General features: G+C 35.0%; 16 protein-coding genes and 1 rRNA gene. 14 read left to right on the top strand and 3 right to left on the bottom strand.

The window, feature by feature from the left end:
• The first annotated feature begins 129 nt into the window (after positions 1 to 129).
• The 5 genes from rrf to BLQ56_RS12730 all read left to right on the top strand — a co-directional run bounded on the left by rrf (position 130) and on the right by BLQ56_RS12730 (position 3,763).
• A 5S ribosomal RNA gene (gene rrf / locus BLQ56_RS12755) occupies positions 130 to 245 on the top strand.
• A gap of 416 nt (positions 246 to 661) precedes the next feature.
• Positions 662 to 1,735 carry a YkvI family membrane protein gene (locus tag BLQ56_RS12745; protein WP_090854771.1) on the top strand — a complete coding sequence of 358 codons (1,074 nt, stop codon included), beginning with the start codon at positions 662 to 664 and terminating at the stop codon, positions 1,733 to 1,735.
• A 193-nt stretch (positions 1,736 to 1,928) separates the two neighbouring features.
• Complete coding sequence (locus BLQ56_RS12740) at positions 1,929 to 2,459, top strand: YceI family protein (RefSeq protein ID WP_090854768.1); 531 nt, start codon at positions 1,929 to 1,931, stop codon at positions 2,457 to 2,459.
• Positions 2,460 to 2,664: 205 nt separating this feature from the next.
• Entirely contained in the window at positions 2,665 to 3,120 is a 456-nt protein-coding gene (locus BLQ56_RS12735; RefSeq protein WP_386756467.1) for a MarR family winged helix-turn-helix transcriptional regulator, read from the top strand.
• A gap of 34 nt (positions 3,121 to 3,154) precedes the next feature.
• Positions 3,155 to 3,763 carry an alpha/beta hydrolase gene (locus tag BLQ56_RS12730; RefSeq protein ID WP_090854759.1) on the top strand — a complete coding sequence of 203 codons (609 nt, stop codon included), beginning with the start codon at positions 3,155 to 3,157 and terminating at the stop codon, positions 3,761 to 3,763.
• An 87-nt stretch (positions 3,764 to 3,850) separates the two neighbouring features.
• Here the strand turns inward: BLQ56_RS12730 and BLQ56_RS12725 are convergent, their stop codons facing one another.
• Positions 3,851 to 4,735, bottom strand: a complete 885-nt coding sequence (locus BLQ56_RS12725; RefSeq protein WP_386756468.1) for a YitT family protein — start codon at positions 4,733 to 4,735, stop codon at positions 3,851 to 3,853.
• Between the two features lie 282 nt (positions 4,736 to 5,017).
• Between BLQ56_RS12725 and BLQ56_RS12720 the strand changes: the two genes are divergently transcribed.
• The 6 genes from BLQ56_RS12720 to BLQ56_RS12695 all read left to right on the top strand — a co-directional run bounded on the left by BLQ56_RS12720 (position 5,018) and on the right by BLQ56_RS12695 (position 12,100).
• Positions 5,018 to 5,842 carry a basic amino acid ABC transporter substrate-binding protein gene (locus tag BLQ56_RS12720; RefSeq protein ID WP_090854752.1) on the top strand — a complete coding sequence of 275 codons (825 nt, stop codon included), beginning with the start codon at positions 5,018 to 5,020 and terminating at the stop codon, positions 5,840 to 5,842.
• Positions 5,843 to 5,926: 84 nt separating this feature from the next.
• A complete protein-coding gene (locus tag BLQ56_RS12715) occupies positions 5,927 to 6,583 on the top strand; it encodes an amino acid ABC transporter permease (protein ID WP_090854749.1) in 657 nt (218 codons plus the stop codon).
• Positions 6,580 to 7,302: an amino acid ABC transporter ATP-binding protein gene (locus BLQ56_RS12710; RefSeq protein WP_090854745.1), complete on the top strand. Its 723-nt coding sequence runs from the start codon at positions 6,580 to 6,582 to the stop codon at positions 7,300 to 7,302. The genes BLQ56_RS12715 and BLQ56_RS12710 overlap by 4 nt, the downstream gene beginning before the upstream one ends.
• A 395-nt stretch (positions 7,303 to 7,697) precedes the next feature.
• Positions 7,698 to 8,303, top strand: a complete 606-nt coding sequence (locus BLQ56_RS12705) for a hypothetical protein (protein WP_090854744.1) — start codon at positions 7,698 to 7,700, stop codon at positions 8,301 to 8,303.
• Between the two features lie 183 nt (positions 8,304 to 8,486).
• Positions 8,487 to 9,929, top strand: coding sequence for a 4-hydroxyphenylacetate 3-monooxygenase, oxygenase component (gene hpaB, locus BLQ56_RS12700; protein WP_090854741.1), 1,443 nt, complete (start codon positions 8,487 to 8,489; stop codon positions 9,927 to 9,929).
• Between the two features lie 128 nt (positions 9,930 to 10,057).
• Entirely contained in the window at positions 10,058 to 12,100 is a 2,043-nt protein-coding gene (locus BLQ56_RS12695) for a transglycosylase domain-containing protein (protein WP_090854738.1), read from the top strand.
• Between the two features lie 54 nt (positions 12,101 to 12,154).
• Here the strand turns inward: BLQ56_RS12695 and BLQ56_RS12690 are convergent, their stop codons facing one another.
• Positions 12,155 to 12,670 (bottom strand): universal stress protein, encoded by a 516-nt coding sequence (locus BLQ56_RS12690; RefSeq protein WP_090854735.1) that lies wholly within the window; start codon positions 12,668 to 12,670, stop codon positions 12,155 to 12,157.
• A 299-nt stretch (positions 12,671 to 12,969) separates the two neighbouring features.
• Here BLQ56_RS12690 and BLQ56_RS12685 point away from each other — a divergent pair, with 299 nt between their 5' ends.
• Together BLQ56_RS12685 and BLQ56_RS12680 are read left to right on the top strand one after the other, a co-directional pair.
• Entirely contained in the window at positions 12,970 to 13,509 is a 540-nt protein-coding gene (locus BLQ56_RS12685) for an NfeD family protein (RefSeq protein ID WP_090854732.1), read from the top strand.
• Between the two features lie 20 nt (positions 13,510 to 13,529).
• Positions 13,530 to 15,065, top strand: a complete 1,536-nt coding sequence (locus BLQ56_RS12680) for a flotillin family protein (protein WP_090854729.1) — start codon at positions 13,530 to 13,532, stop codon at positions 15,063 to 15,065.
• Positions 15,066 to 15,138: 73 nt separating this feature from the next.
• On the opposite strand, the gene BLQ56_RS12675 is transcribed toward BLQ56_RS12680, so the two are convergent.
• Positions 15,139 to 16,248 (bottom strand): radical SAM/SPASM domain-containing protein, encoded by a 1,110-nt coding sequence (locus BLQ56_RS12675; RefSeq protein WP_090854726.1) that lies wholly within the window; start codon positions 16,246 to 16,248, stop codon positions 15,139 to 15,141.
• A 202-nt stretch (positions 16,249 to 16,450) separates the two neighbouring features.
• Between BLQ56_RS12675 and BLQ56_RS12670 the strand changes: the two genes are divergently transcribed.
• On the top strand, positions 16,451 to 17,452 hold the full coding sequence (locus BLQ56_RS12670) for a DoxX family membrane protein (protein WP_090854723.1): 1,002 nt from the start codon (positions 16,451 to 16,453) through the stop codon (positions 17,450 to 17,452).
• Positions 17,453 to 17,530 lie beyond the last annotated feature (78 nt).

Genomic DNA, 17,530 nt, shown 5'->3' with positions numbered 1-17,530 from the left:
GAGCAACTGTCGGAAAGTGCTTGCACTTGACAGAAGTTGTGAAGCAGCCGTAGGATGTGGCTTCTGGAGCTAGATTCAGAAATGAATGTCTAAGCGTTATCTAGTTTTGAAGGTGCGAACCTTTATAAGTCTAGTGATTTTGGCGAAGAGGTCACACCCGTTCCCATACCGAACACGGAAGTTAAGCTCTTCAGCGCCGATGGTAGTTGGGGGACTCCCCCTGCAAGAGTAGGACATTGCTAGGCAAAAAAAGATCAGTTCTTTAATAGAACTGATCTTTTTTTTTTATGTATAGTTGTTTTAATCTCGGACTTATGAAAGACATTTTTCATCAATAATCCAAAATAAAGTCCTTCATCGACCCTATGAAAGACATTTTTCATCAATAATCGAAAGTAAAGTCCTTCATCGGCCTTATGAAAGACATTTCCAATCAATAATTCAGAATAAAGTCCTTCATTCAAAATAAAGTCCTTCATCAACCCTATGAAAGACATTTCCAATCATCCAAAATAAGTCTTTCAACTACAATATATAGCGATATATGCATCTTAAGTCTCTAGTTAAGCTGTTCGAAACCAGCAGAATAACAAATAACAAGTGCCTCTATTTTTCATAATTATAACCAAATTCGTAAAGAATAGAGGTAGGTGGTGAAATTATGAATAAAGTTTCTACAACAAATATTAGTATTTTTAAAATTGCTGCAACATATATTGGTACAGTCGTTGGTGCAGGTTTTGCTTCTGGACAAGAGGTCTTACAGTTTTTTAGTGCCTATGGCTTAAACGGTTTATGGGGTGTCATTCTTTCGACTCTTCTATTTTTCTTTTTTGGATATACAATTCTCTTAATAGGTAAAGCATTAAGAGTTGACTCTTATGTGGAAGTAGTCAGATTTACAAATGGCAAGATATTAGGAACACTTATAGATTTAATCATAACAATATTCTTGTTTGGTGCTTTAGCGGCAATGATTGCGGGTGCTGGTGCAATCTTTGAGGAACAATTTCATCTATCACCTCTATGGGGTACTTTGTTAATGGGTGTTATTTCTTTGTTAACCGTGATCACGGGGATAAAAGGTGTAATAAATGCCATAAGTTTTGTTGTTCCAGTCCTATTATTTTCAGTTATTTTTATGGCTGTGTATAGTCTTTATGGGAATCCAGTTACACTTGAAGATATAAAAGTATCGGAAACAATTCAAGGGGTGGCGCCTAATTGGTTTATTTCTGCACTGAATTATGCATCGTACAATCTTGTAATTGCCATTGCGGTTTTAGCCCCAATGGGAGCAAGTACGAAAGAGAAAAGGACTTTATTCTGGGGTGCCCTCTTAGGTGGACTTGGACTAGGCATAGGTATTATTGCCATTTATTTCAGTATATTATCTAATATAGAATATGTTTCATCTGTCGAAGTACCAATGATATTCATTGCGTCAAGAATTGGCATTGTAGTTCAATTGATTTTTTCAATTGTTTTGTTTGCAGAAGTCTATACGACGGCTGTTGGGAATTTATATGGATTTGTATCCAGGATGAATTTTATTAATCAACGATATAGAATTTGGATTATAGTGGTTACAACGATTGCAGCATTTTTCATTAGTCAGGTTGGGTTTTCAAAGATGGTTAAATATCTGTACCCAGCTGTTGGGTATGGAGGTCTAGTGTTTTTTGGAGGCTTAATTTATGTTTGGATCTTTAAGCGGAAAGCATTGACTAATTAAATATACTTTGTCCCCGTAGATTCCAGGAGAAGTCCTGGATTTTTATAATGGAAAGAATTTTAAAAGGTCAATTTATATTCTAACCTTTTTTGTTGACAGTTAGAATTCTATATCATATAATTTAGCTTGAATTAAGTTATCTCGAATTCGAGATAACTGAAAATAAATTTACTTATATGGGGGAAATTTTAAAATGGCTAAAACAAAATGGAACGTAGATGTAACACACAGTGGAATTGACTTTTCAGTAAAACATATGATGTTTGCAACAGTTAAAGGGGCATTCCATAAATTTGAAGCAGTTGTTGAAGCAGACCCAACTGATCTAACTACAGCAGATATTTCTTTTGATGTAGATGTTGCTAGTGTTGATACTCGTAATGAAGATCGTGATAATCACCTTCGTTCAGCTGATTTCTTTGATGTAGAAAATCATCCCAAAATGACTTTTCAATCAACAAGTATTACAAAAACTGATGAAAATGAATATGATGTAACTGGTGAATTGACAATTAATGGAGTAACTAATACAGAGACATTTGCGGTAACTTATGAAGGTCAAGGAAAAAACCCTTGGGGAGTAGATGTTGTAGGATTTAGTGGTGAAGGAAAAATCAAACGTAGTGAGTATGGATTAACTTGGAATGCAGCACTTGAGACAGGTGGAGTACTTGTTGGAGACCAAATTAAAATCTCCTTACAAGTTGAAGCAAATCCTGCTTAATAATCTAAATTATTTAAGAGGGTCGTCATTGTAGACACCCTCTTATTATTATTCTGTTCTAGTTTAAGAGACGTAATAAAAATGTCTTTTATAGGAACAATAATACTATTCCTGCTCAAGCAAAATTGATAGAAGCTTGACAACTATTGTACGATTAGATACAATTATCTCGATTTCGAGATAAAATCTAAAAGGAATGATTATTATGGAGCAAGAAAAAATCTATGATGATACAAGCTTAGCATTAAAATTGTTTATTGTCTTGTCACGAGCAAATCGGTCAATCGCTGATCTTGTGGAACAAGATATTAGGAGATATAACTTAAACCCTACAGAATTTGCAGTATTAGAACTTCTATTTCATAAGGGAGATCAACCCATTCAACATATCGGGAAGAAAGTCCTGTTGGCTAGTGGAAGTATCACTTATGTTGTCGATAAATTAGAAAAGAAAAACTTAATTCAACGGATTTCTTGTCCGAAAGATCGTAGGGTCACATATGCCTCGATCACAGAAGAAGGTACCAACCTTATGGAAGAAGTGTTTCCTAAGCATGAAGAAGAAATTACAAGGTTATTTAGCTCTCTTGAATCAGATGAAAAACAATTAATGATTAATATGTTAAAAAAGATTGGCTTGCAAATCGAGAATAAGATTTAGTTCAACAATAAAGTTGGAAAGGGTGATTGAAGAAATGAAGCATATATTTCAAAAAGGTAAAAGTATAAATTCACCAGTACTCTTATTATTACATGGAACAGGTGGCACTGAGACTGATTTGCTTCCACTGGCACAAATGATTGATAAGGATGCTGCTGTATTAAGTGTTCGTGGAAATGTATCTGAAAATGGTATGCCAAGATTCTTTCGTCGCTTAGCCGAAGGTGTATTTGATGAAGAAGATCTTATATTCCGTACAAAGGAATTGAATGAGTTTCTGAATGAAGCGTCTGAGAAATATGGATTCGCTCGAGATAATGTATACGCAATTGGGTATTCGAATGGTGCGAATATTGCTGGTAGCTTATTATTTCATTATGAAGATTCCTTGAAGGGTGCGATCTTACATCACCCTATGGTTCCTAGACGAGGAATATCATTACCTAATCTTACTGATATCCAAGTATTTATTGGAGCAGGGAAAAATGATCCTCTATGCTTACCTGAGGAGTCGAATGAACTTCAATTATTATTAGAGCAAGCTGGTGCGTTAGTTGAACTTCATTGGGAAAATAATGGACATTCTCTCACTCAAACGGAAGTTGAGGCTGCATCAAAGTGGTATAACAGTAAATTTAAATAATAATAGAGAGAGGCTGTTCATTAGTAGTTGGAATTATACTAATGGGACAGCCTCTCTCTTGTTAAATGGATTACTTTCTTAATTATTTTAATGAATATCACGCTTTTTGAATCTGCCTCCACGCACTTCTGCTATATTCGATACCGCCAGAAATGCTCCTGGGTCTATTTCTTCAACGATTGATTTTAATTTTGCTTCTTCGAGTCTAGTGATCACACAAAAGATGACTTTTTTAGTATCACCAGTAAATGCTCCTTCACCATTTAAAAAGGTAACTCCCCTTCCTAGACGAGCCATAATTGCTTCACCTAAGATGTCATAGTTTTCACTTATGATCCAAATCGACTTTGACTCATCAATTCCTTGAATAACAATATCAATTGTTTTAAATGCAACAAAATAGGCAATTAAAGAATACATCGCACGATCCCAACCAAATACAAATCCTGCACTCCCTAGTATGAAAATATTAAAAAACATGATAATTTCTCCAACTGAAAATGGCAGTTTTTTCTCAAATAGAATGGCTAAGACTTCAGTACCATCAAGTGATCCACCATATCTAATCACAATACCTACACCAATACCTAGAATCATTCCTCCGAAAACAGAAGCTAATAGGGGGTCTTCAGTTAATACTGGAACTGGATGGAGAAGCGTTGTACTGATGGCTAATATTGTTACCCCATAAAGAGTAGAAAAAGCAAAGGTTTTTCCAATTTGTTTATAGCCGATATAGAAGAAAGGAACATTGAGGAAGAAAAGAAATAATCCTAATTTCCAGCCAGACAGATGTGAGAGAATAATGGAAATTCCAACTATCCCTCCATCAATTACTTGGTTTGGAACCAGAAAAATTTCTAAGCCTATTGCCATGAGAACAGATCCAATAAAAATTAATATCGCTCTTTTAATAACAGTAGATTTTGATAGCTTTTTATGATTAACAACTTGATTTTCTAAAGATACCAAAGTGATATTCGCCTCGCTCTCTTTATTATTTAGTTAATTGTATCACGATTTAGAATTAAAGGTTGTTATAGTGATTTGATTGTACCCGAGGTAGGTTACCTGTAATTATTGTACAAAATAAACTTGTTAGTATAATTTGAGGGATTTTAATAATTATATGAGAAAAATCTTTGATATTTTCTAGATTAATATAATTATTTAATAGATTATTACTTCACATATTATCATTATAAGGTTATAATTATCAGAAATATTTTAAAATTATAAAAGGGGCGATTGTGTATGAAAAAAGGTCTTCTACTAGTGTTGACAAGTATTATGCTATTAATAATTGCTGCTTGTGGCACAAGTGGTGAAGGTACAGGGTCTGATGCGGAGGGAGAAAATGAAGGTGAAGCGTCAAAAACTTTAAGAGTTGTTACTGATGCAGCATATGCACCATTTGAGTATTTAGAGGGTGATAAGGTCGTTGGTTTTGATATCGATTTTATTAATGCGGTAGCAGATGAAGCTGGAATTGATATTAAAGTTGAAAATGTTGGATGGGATGCAGTCCTAATTGAAACCGAAAAGGGAACATCTGATTTAGGTGTATCTGCAATTACTATTAATGAAGAAAGAAAAAAGTCGTATGACTTTACAGTTCCTTATTTTCTTTCTACTAATAAAATACTTGTAAACAAAGATAGTGACATTAAAAGCGCTAAAGATTTAGAAGGTAGAGTGGTTGCAGTTCAAAACGCAACGACAGGTCAAGTTGCTATTGAAAAAATCGTTGGTGAGAATAATCCGGATGTTAAGAAGTTTGAAAATACTAACCTTGCAATCATGGAACTACTTAGTGGTGGTGCAGAAGCGGTTGTAGCTGATAATACTGTTATTGAGGCTTATGTAGAAAATAATCCAGATAAAGACTTAATGGTAATTGAGGATCCGACCAACTTCGAAGCGGAGTATTACGGAATTATGTTTCCTAAAGATAGTGAGTATTTAGAAGAATTTAACACTGCATTAAAAGCAATTCTAGAAAATGGAACATACGCTAAAATTTATAAAGAATGGTTTGGTTCTGAACCAGATGTTCAAATTCTAATAGATCAGCAATAATCTAAGTTTTAATGAAAATTAAATTAAACCAAAATTGCGTAACCTTAAATAGAGTTACGCAATTTTTTGGCTAGGAGAGGTAGTATGGATTTTAGGTTTGATTTGATATGGGAATATGCACCCTTCTTTTTAAAGGGTACATTTCTGACGATTGGTCTATCTTTAGCAGGTATCTTTATAGGCACTATATTAGGATTATTAATTGGTTTAGGGAAGCTATCAAGAAGACGTTTGATTTCAATGCCTTTTGATTGGTATATTACGTTTTTCCGTGGCACTCCATTATTTGTTCAAATTTTCTTGATTCACTTTGGACTAGTCCCTTTTTTTATTGGAACAACTAATGCAATAGCCGCTGCAATTCTTGCATTGTCCTTGAATGCTGCAGCATATATAGCAGAGATTTTCAGAGCGGGGATTCAGTCAATAGAAAGGGGACAAATGGAAGCTGCTCGGTCTCTTGGGATGAATCATGTTCAAGCAATGAGATATGTCATACTTCCACAGGCAGTTAAGAGAATGATTCCTCCACTAGGAAATGAATTTATTGTATTAATTAAAGAATCTTCTCTAGCGGCTTTAATTGCTGCACCAGAGATTATGTATTATGGTCGTGCGATGCAAGGTGCACACTTAAGGTCTTGGGAACCATATTTAACGGCAGCCTTTATTTATTTAATACTGACACTGTCTATGAGTTTCATATTAAATCGTATTGAAAGAAGGTTAGCTACAGAATGATTAAAGTAGAAAAATTGAAGAAGTCATTTGGTGATAATGAAGTATTAAAAGATATAAATGTTTCAATTAAGCCACAAGAAGTGGTCGTTGTGATCGGTCCATCAGGATCAGGCAAATCAACATTCTTACGTTGTTTGAATTTACTTGAAACAATTACAGATGGCCAGGTATATATAGAAGGTAAAGACATTACTTCGAAAGAGACAGATATAAATCAGATTAGAACCGATGTTGGGATGGTATTTCAGCAATTTAACTTATTCCCTCATAAGACAGTTATAGAAAATATCATGCTTTCACCGATGGTGGTGAAAAATGAGTCGGCAAGCGAATCACGCCAAAAAGGTCTTCAACTATTGAAAAAAGTAGGGCTTTCAGAAAAGGCTGATGCTTACCCTGATTCATTATCAGGTGGGCAAAAGCAACGTGTGGCAATTGCAAGAGCACTTGCGATGGAACCTAGAATTATGTTATTTGATGAGCCAACGTCAGCTCTAGATCCTGAAATGGTTGGGGAAGTTCTAGAAGTAATGAAACAACTTGCCAAGGAAGGAATGACTATGATTGTGGTTACTCATGAGATGGGCTTTGCTCGTGAAGTAGGTGATCGCGTCATTTTTATGGATGGTGGGTATATTATAGAAGAAAATGTACCAAGTGAATTATTTGATAATCCCCAACATGTAAGAACACAATCATTTTTAAGTAAAGTGTTGTAAGAGTGAAATGTGAGAGATGAAGGTCTGTGAGGTATGATTACGATATCTTTCGGGCCTTTTGTTATTATAGAATAATACTGTTTTTGAAAAAAGTAAGTACTAGCTAGGAACTGGGGGGAGGTTCTCGAAAAGAAAAATCAGGTCGAATCATGGTTACTGAGAAATAATTGTAATTGAACATGGTTACTTCTTGTGAATATTAATGTCATTTCCTTGGAAATAATCAATTTATTTGTCACATTCTACCTTATCATGTTTATCCCAATAAGATAAGTGCCCCCCACCCTCCGCTATAAAGGAAAAAGGTAATCATTCTAGATTAAGTAGTTAAATTCTGTTAAAAATCCCAATCTACTGGTAAAATGAAAGAGAGAGTAAAAGAAGGGGTTTTCATAATGGGGAATTTTGCAAAGAAGTATTGGATGTTATATGTAATTGGAGGAATCATAAGTGTCATCGTTATCTATATAATTATTAACATTAACTATAATGATTCAACTCTACCAACTCTATCACAAACTCAAATAGAAAACGTTGAGAAAAAAGATGAAGCTAAAGCAACTACAAAAGAAAGTAATATCCAATTAACATATGATGAGGTTGAACCGATAAAAGGTAACCTAGGAAGTCAAATACATCAAATACATGAACACTATAATGAGATTTTGACCTATGGAAATTGGCGGTTATTTGAAGATGAAGATTATTCAGGTTGGGAAACTGAAGCAATTAACGCTAAACAGATACTTTCAACAATTGATGTGATGCTTAAAGAAACAGAAGATGAGGCTCTTATTAGAGATCTTAACAATGCCAAAGAACTAATTGAAGCTTCAATACTATCGAAAAACAGCACAGGCCTTTTATACATGCATCGAATCTTTCATGATTTAGATATTAAATATAATAACTATTCAGAGAAGCTATGGGGCTATTCACATTTTAAAGATAGTGGAAGAAATGCAGATAAAGTTGAAGCTCTTTTAAAGAAGTTAAAGTAGAAAAGCTGTCAATTGACAGCTTTTCTACTTTGTTTTTTTTTACTTTTCGGGAGAACGAATGAATTGTAGACAATAACCCTCTCGAGAAGAGCCTTTATTTTAAAACATGTAAAGGGTAAGGCACCATTAATATCTTCCAAGCATAATTTAGGGCTATAAAGTAAGAATGGAAGAGGTGTATTTATGCCGATATTAACTGGCAAGGGTTACATTGACCGAATTAATAAATTAGGATCAAATGTATGGATTGAAGGTAAAAGGATAAAAGGGAAGATATCTGAACATCCAGCCTTTAAAGGTGTAATGGAAAGCCAAGCAACTCTATACGATCTGCAAAATGATCCTGACAAATCAGATTATATGACATTTGTTTCTCCAGATACTGGAACAAGAGTTGGGACATCATTTCTTATTCCAACTTCAAAGGAAGATTTAGAGAAAAGAAGAAAGATGACTCAAGAATGGGCTAGGTTTAACTTAGGTATGATGGGAAGGTCACCCGATTATATGAACACTGCTCTTTCTGCAATTGCAGCTGGGGCATCTATTTTTAGTGATTCTCAAATAAGCTCAACTGAGAATATTCTTAGATTCTATGAGGAAGCTCGGGAGAAGGATTACTCATTTACACATACTTTTATTAATCCTCAGGTGAATAGAGCACAGTATTATTTAGAAGACTTTGACGAAGAGATTATTTCAGCACAAGTGATTGATAAAAATGATGAAGGAATCATTGTTCATGGTGCTAGATTACTTGCGACACAAGGTGGAATTACTGATGAACTATTAGTATTTCCGTCTGGAGGTAATTTGAGTAATGAGTTTTCTTATGCATTTTCCATTCCTAGTAATACAAAGGGATTAAAATTTATTTGTAGAGAATCTTTTTCATATAGTCAATCACACTTTGATCATCCACTAGGTTCCCGTTTTGAGGAAATGGATACATTGATTGTTTTTGACCATGTATTGGTACCATGGGAACGTGTATTTTTTTATGATCAACCCGAATTTGCTAAAACCTTATATACAGGTACGAGTTTCTTCCCATTGGTATTACATCAGGTAGTATCTAGGCAAATGACAAAAACAGAGTCGATTTTAGGTGTCGCACAATCCATGGTAGATATGATTAATATCGGTGAATATCAACATGTACAGGAAAAAATAAGTGAAATTATAACTGGATATGAGTCATTGAAGGGGCTATTATTTTCTGCTGAGTTGCAATCTAAGGCAGATAAATGGGGAACGACAATCCCTACTCTTCAACCTTTATATGCTGCTGTGAATTTATTCCCAAAATTATATCCTCGTTATACAGAAATTCTTCAACTTCTTGGTGCTAGTAGTTTAGTATCAATCCCCACAGAGATGGATTTTCAGTCGGAAATAAAAGAGGATTTAAACTCGTATTTGCAATCGTCATCAACAAACGCACAAGAACGTGTCAAATTATATCGGCTTGCCTGGGATATAAGTATGAGTGCTTTTGGTGGAAGACAAACATTGTATGAGCGATTTTTTTTCGGAGACCCGATTCGACTTGCTTCAAATCAATATCGTGGATATGAGAGAAGTGAGTTTGTAGAACGAATTAAAGAATTTATCAATAAGAAATAACATGTAAAGAAAAGACGAGAAAAATCTCGTCTTTTTTAAAGTAAATTTATTTGACTCCCCATAAATCGAAATTCGCAACGTATATATATAGGTATGTTTATAGGATTATTCACAGCAGGAGGTTTAATATGAGTCGAATAGGTAAAACCAACTTTTTGAAAGAGGTTGGATTAGTAAAGGTATTTCTGCTAGTAATCTTAATTAGTGTTTTAATCGTAATTTTTGCAATCAATCAATATATCAATTCAAGAGATATTAGTGGATTAACAAATGTATATCCACAACCAACGATTATCTATGATCAAAATGGTGAAGTGGCTAGTAAGCTATCCTCATCCAAAATAAATGGAGTAAGTATTGAAGGTATACCTAAGCATATGATTGAAGCAGTTGTTTCTATTGAAGACCATCGCTTTTATAAGCATCAGGGAATTGACTATATTGGTATATCAAGGGCTCTTATGAGAAATATAATGGCTGGGGAAGTGGTTGAAGGTGGAAGCACAATCACTCAGCAATTAACGAAAAATGTTTTTCTTACCCATGAACAAAGCTTGAAACGTAAATGGGAAGAGTTCTTTATCGCTCAAAAAATAGAACGCACGTTTACAAAAAATGAAATTATAGAAATGTATCTTAACACCATTTATTATGGTGAAGGTGCATGGGGAATTAGAAATGCTGCCGGTACCTATTTTGGTAAGGAAGTAGAAGATCTTAGTGTAAGTGAAGCTGCAACATTAGCTGGATTAGTTAAAGCACCCTCTAGACTTTCTCCACTAAAAAGTTATGACCTTGCAATAGAGCGACGTAATGTTGTGTTAAATGCAATGCAAAATAATAAGTATCTTTCAAAAGCTGAGTTTGAAGAGGCAGTAAACTCTACTGTCACTTTACATGAAAAGAAATTAGATCCATATGAGGGAAAGTATCCTTACTATGTTGACCACATTATTGATGAAGCCATTTCTAAATATGGATTAACCCAAAATGAAATCTTAGCTGGAGGACTTCATATTTATACAGAATTAGACCAGACGATGCAGACAGCTATTGAGGAAGTATTTAAGAAGGATTCAATTTTTCCAAAGAGCTCATCTGAACAACTAGTACAAGGTGGATCAATTCTATTAAACTCTAAAAATGGAGGTATTCATGCTTTAGTAGGTGGGAGAGGAGAAACTGTTTTTAGAGGATTTAATCGAGCAACACAGTTACAAAGACAACCGGGTTCCACCATGAAACCTATTGCTGTTTACACACCAGCTCTAGAGTCTGGGTACAACATTTATGATGTGTTACCTGACCAACCTGTTAATTTTAATGGATATAAGCCATTAAATTACAATGGAGGATATAAAGGCAGTGTGACAATGGTTGATGCACTTAAAAACTCAGATAATGTACCAGCTGTATGGTTATTAAATGAAATTGGACTCAACAAGGGGATTAGTAGCATAGAACGTTTTGGCATTAAGATTTCTGAACAAGACAGAAACCTGTCGGTGGCATTAGGTGGTTTGGATAAAGGGGTTGCCCCAATTGATATGGCTGAGGCGTACACTGTTTTTGCTAATGAAGGTAAAAGAGAAGATGCCCATGCTATAACAAAAATTGTAGATTCTAAGGGTAAAGTCATTGCAGAGTGGACTAGTGAATTAACTGAGGTGACCACACCTGAAATCGCCTCGACAATGACATATATGTTAAAACAAGTTGTTGAACAAGGAACAGGAAGAAATGCAAAATTGATCAAGCATGATTTAGCGGGTAAAACAGGCTCAACACAAGTACCAATTGAAGGTATAGAAGGAACAAAAGACCAATGGTTTGTAGGCTATACCCCAGACATAGTAGGAGCACTATGGCTGGGATATGACAAAACTGATGAGAACCATTACTTATCAACACCTAGCAGTACAACCGTAACCGTCATCTTTAAGGAAATAATGGATGGAGCATTGGTGGAACTACCCACAACCTCCTTTATGTTGTCTTCCTATAAACAAAGGTCTACAACAAAAGTAGAAGATAAGGAAGAGAATCGAAATAATAAGGGAGAAGAAAATAGAGATAAAAATAAAGATAAAAATAAAGATAAAAATAAAGACAAAGGAAAGGGGAGAGGAAATCAAAAAGGGAAAGAAAAGAAAGATGAAAAGAGAGATTAATTAAACAAAAAGTTGGCACCACTAATACAAAAGAGTATCGGTGGTGCCATCTTTTTATTTTACAACGAGAACAGGACAGTTTGCATTTTTAACAACTTTTTCACTTGTACTTCCCATAACTAATTTCTTTACCAATGATAAGCCTCTATGTCCAATAATAATCATATCTTTATTATGATTTTGGGCGTAGTCGCAAATTTCTTTATCTGGTTGCCCTACCAATACTTCGGTTTTTGCCTTCATATTTTCGCTAGCTAGAATAATATTTGCCTCTGAAAATATAACTTCTTCCTCTTTGAATGTATCTTCTCCTGGTGCTGTCTCAGCTTTTCCTTCCACATTAATAGGAAGATGTTGTGTTTTTGGATACATGGTTGAGTCTAAGACAGGTGCTGCAGGAGGGATTGAGTTAGTTTGCTCTACCTGAACTGAAGCTGCAAATTTCTTTTCATCCTCTACGAAAACAATTTCAAGTTCGCTTTCGGTCTTTTTTGCTAAATAGATGGCTTTCTTTAAAGCTTGATCACTATCACTTGAACCGTCGTATGCAACTAGTAATTGTTTTAACATAAGAAAAACTCCTTTATTTAAAATATGGTCTTATTTATTTAATACCACGAAGGAGTTGGTATCAAACACGATTTTAATAATCAATTAGAATTTAAAATATCTTAATAAATGAAACCTTTCTTAATTTAGCTCGTAAATAAAGTATGAAAAATTTACTAAATAAGGTTGTTCCTCCCATGGTAAAGTATTACCATTAATTTGGAATAAGGTATTGGAATAGCTTTTATAAAGATTGCATGTTAGGAGGTTAGTATGAAGAAGTAGTTTGTTGAAGAATATGACAGAAAAGGATCGATTAAATGGAAATTTTAGGGTATTCATTACAGACCATTTATTTGACTGGATTAGTGATTGGTGGAGTATTAACTTTTCTTTACATCCTATTTGGTGACTTGTTAGACGGCATGTTTGAACTTGTTCCAGATGGAATCTTAAACCCTACTCTAGTATTATCATTTGTAACATTTACGAGTGCTTCAGGTTACTTGTTTGAAAAAATTTCAACAATAAGCAGTCTTATCATTTTTTTAATTTCAATTGTTCTGTCACTTATTTTAGTTACAATGTTGCATGTTTTTGTCTTAGTTCCGCTTTCATCTGCTGAAGAATCCTTAGTTTATCGGGATGACGATTTAAAAGGAAGAATTGGGAAAGTTATTATTTCAATTCCTGAAGAGGGCTTCGGTGAGGTCATTCTTGAAGGGATGGGTGGTAATATAGCGATGTCTGCTAGAAGTTTTGAAGAAAAGCCAATTCCTTATGAAACAAAAGTGTTAGTCATTGATGTAAAAGATAGTGTTTTATATGTGTTACCACATGAAGAGATGGATTTTGCATAATATAAAGGAGGAATAATAGTATGACTTCAATTGGAATTATTATTGGTATTGTAGTATTTTTAGTCTTGGCTCTTATCGCAGTTTTCGTTACAAAATATCGTACGGCAGGTCCAGATGAGGCTTTAATTATAACTGGTAGTTATTTAGGTGGGAAGAACGTTCATATAGATGAATCTGGAAACCGAATTAAGATCGTTAGAGGCGGTGGAGCGTTTATCCTTCCAGTCTTTCAACAGGCTGAACCTCTTAGTCTATTATCAAGTAAGTTGGATGTTTCTACTCCTGAGGTATACACGGAACAGGGTGTACCAGTAATGGCAGATGGAACGGCGATTATTAAAATCGGAGGTTCTATTAATCAGATTGCTACAGCTGCAGAGCAATTTCTAGGAAAAGCAAAAGAAGATAGAGAAAATGAAGCAAGAGAAGTTTTAGAAGGTCATTTGCGTTCGATTTTAGGATCAATGACAGTAGAAGAAATCTATAAAAATCGTGAAAAGTTCTCACAAGAAGTTCAACGAGTTGCTTCACAGGATTTAGCAAAAATGGGATTAGTAATAGTCTCCTTTACGATCAAGGACGTTCGCGACAAAAATGGTTATCTTGAATCATTAGGTAAACCGCGAATTGCTCAAGTTAAGCGTGATGCTGATATTGCAACAGCTGAGGCTGACAAAGAGACACGTATTAAACGAGCTGAAGCAGATAAAGAAGCAAAAAAATCAGAATTAGAACGAGCAACTGAAGTTGCAGAAGCTGAAAAAATAAATCAGCTAAAAGTAGCTGAATACCGAAGAGAACAAGATGTAGCCAAAGCACGTGCTGACCAAGCTTATCATTTGGAAGAAGCGAAAGCACGACAGGAAGTAACTGAACAACAAATGCAAATTCAGATCATCGAAAGACAAAAACAAATTGAGCTTGAAGAAAAAGAAATTATGCGTCGTGAAAAGCAATATGATTCTGAAGTGAAAAAGAAAGCTGATGCGGACCGCTATTCTGTTGAGCAGGCTGCAGCAGCAGAGAAAGCTAAACAATTTGCTGAAGCAGATGCAAACAAATACCGAATTGAAGCAATGGCAAGAGCAGAAGCTGAAAAAGTCCGTATCGATGGTATCGCACATGCTGATGCTGAAAAAGCACAAGGGGAAGCAGACGCAGAAGTTATTCGCTTGAAAGGTCTTGCAGAAGCAGAAGCGAAGCAGAAAATTGCTGAAGCGTTTGAACAGTACGGGCAAGCTGCAATTCTCGATATGATCTTAAAAATGCTTCCTGAATACGCAAAAGAAGTGGCTAGCCCATTAGCCAATATCGATAAAATTACAGTAGTTGACACTGGCAGTAGCGGAGAGAATGGCGGGGCAAATAAGGTGACTGGGTATGCAACAAACCTTATGTCAACCCTTCAAGAATCTTTAAAAGCTTCATCAGGGATTGATGTAAAAGAAATCATTGAGAATCTCTCAGGTAAAGCAAATGTCAAAAATAGTATTGAGGATTTAACGAGAGAGATTTCAAATTCTAAAAAGATTGATTCTCCTTCAATTGATAACTAAAAAGTTTTAGGCCATCAAGAAATGTAAGATCCTACCTATATGGTTTAAGGATCTGACCAACTTGATGGCTTTTTTATTTTTTAGTAGGTTGATAAATGCAATAAGGTTCTTCTGCCATATAATCTTTGTGCTCATAATAAGCTCTAGCCCGACATCCTGAACAAACATTTACATATTCACAAACTCCACATTTACCATGTAGTTTGGAGGAATCTCTTAGTTCAGAGAAAAGTGGAGAGAAATTCCAAATCGATTCAATTGAGTGTTCAAATACATTTCCAGCCTTTACTGGTAAGTACCCACATGGTTGAACATCTCCTTTGTAGGAGATAAAACATACCCCTGTTCCAGCTAGACATCCCTTTGTCATTGCATTCATTCCATGCGGCCTAGAAACAATTCTCTCTCCAAATTTCTTGGCTTTCTGTCTCAAGATGCGATAGTAATGGGGTGCACAAGTAGCTCGAAACTCAAATGGTGCATCTTTTGAGTGCTCATAAAACCATTCTAGAACTTCTTCATATCTCTCGGCATCAAGCATATTACTCTCGGTGATTTGAATTCCACAACCAACGGGTACAAGCATAAATAAATGGAGCGCTTTTATGTTTTGGTTGTAAGCAAGCTCCATCGTTTCATTAAGGAAATCTACATTATGTTTGGTAACTGTTGTGTTGAACTGAACCTCTATTCCTTGAGCATGAAGCTGTGTTACTCCATTTAATGTAGCGACAAAACTTCCATCTAAACCGCGAAATTGATCATGAATCTCTGCAGTTGGTCCATCCAAGCTTATCGCAACTCTTTTTATCCCCACTTCTTTGATCTTTTTAGCGATTTCTCCATTTACAAGAGTACCATTGGAAGCAATGGCTACTCGAAGACCTTTATTTACAGCATACTGAGCAATCTCAAAGAAATCCGGTCGATATAAAGGTTCACCACCAGTTAAAATAAGAAGTGGTTTAGCAAATGCAGAGATACTGTCAATTACATCAAAAGCTTGACTTGTAGATAGTTCATCAATGGATCTCTCAGGCTGAGCAATTGCTCGACAATGGATACATTTTAGATTACAAGCCTCGGTTAACTCCCAGAAAATAATAGAGGGTGTCACAAATTGTCCTGTAGTTGACGTTCTAGCATATTGGTTCTTTTGATAGTCAATTCCTGCTTGAAGCATACTCCACCTCATTCTACTTATATTGTCCACAATTAAATTGTAGCAATCATAATTGAACTTGTGTATAATTTCACATAGTGTTTGGAAATTCTTTATAAAAATTTCACATTTATTAAAAGGAAAAGGTTTATAAAACTTCTGAATAGGATAGCAGTTCAAGTAGAACATAAGTATCAAAGGGAAGTATTAATAGGAGGCAGTTATGAAGAATCAGAAAATCATACTATACATTATAATGGCGGCTATCTTGTTAACACCTGTGTTAACACAGGCTCATGTGAAATGGTTTACCGATGTGGTACCACAAAAAGAATCAATTGAAAACATTCTCTCACCACTATTTATGTCGTTAGCGATAGTTGCGGCTTTAGTACTATCAATTTTGCCACAGTTATTACCAAGATTAATGAAAATACCTTATGCAACAAAAATAGACCTTAAGCTCGATGAATACCGGAAATACTCAAGATATATTTTAAAATATGGAACGGCTCTTGCACTAATCATTCAGGTTTTTTCTGGGACAATCTTTGCACCAGAGTTTATGCTTGTTGGATTATGGGATACGATAGCAGTTTGGATTGCAATTATCTTATTATGTGTACCAAGTCACTACGCTACAAAAGTGGGAGCAGGGATTTTAACTGTCCTCTTTTTCTACGTATTGTCTAATGTAGGACTATTTCATATGCTTGATTATGGATTCTATTTAGCGATTATCTTTGTCCTTCTAATTGGGAAAACTAGATTTGAAAATTGGGGATTTCCTTTCCTCTACTTAGGAACAGGATTATCATTATGCTGGGTTGCTGTTGAAAAATGGGTATATCCATCAATGGCCGCCGATATTATTCAAAACCACGGTGTACCAACGTTCGGATTTGATCCTACAGCATTCATCGTCATGGCCGCATTCATTGAATTTATTGTAGGGTATTTATTAGTAGTCGGTATTTTAAATCGTATTTTGTCCGTTATTTTAACGCTAATCTTTATATCAACGACAATGTTATTTGGTATAACAGAAATTATTGGCCATTTTATGATTCATATTGTTCTTGTCATTTTTATCATTGAGGGTGTATCGTTTTATTATCCTCCAATAAGGATTCATAAAACAGTTATCGACCAGATGGTCTTTGTATTCTTGAATTTTCTATTTGTCCTTGCAACCTTTATTCTCATTTATTATCGTTTTGCTTAACGTTCGCTCTCTTCGGAGAGTTTTTTTTTATAGGACTGTTTTCGTACTTCTTGCTTTTAAAGCCGCAGGCTGAATACA

Origin of the sequence: Litchfieldia salsa, assembly GCF_900104555.1 — a bacterium.
Classification (GTDB): domain Bacteria; phylum Bacillota; class Bacilli; order Bacillales; family Bacillaceae_L; genus Litchfieldia; species Litchfieldia salsa.
The sequence above is the reverse complement of the archived record's forward strand: the minus strand, read 5'-3'. Positions and strand labels throughout refer to the sequence as shown.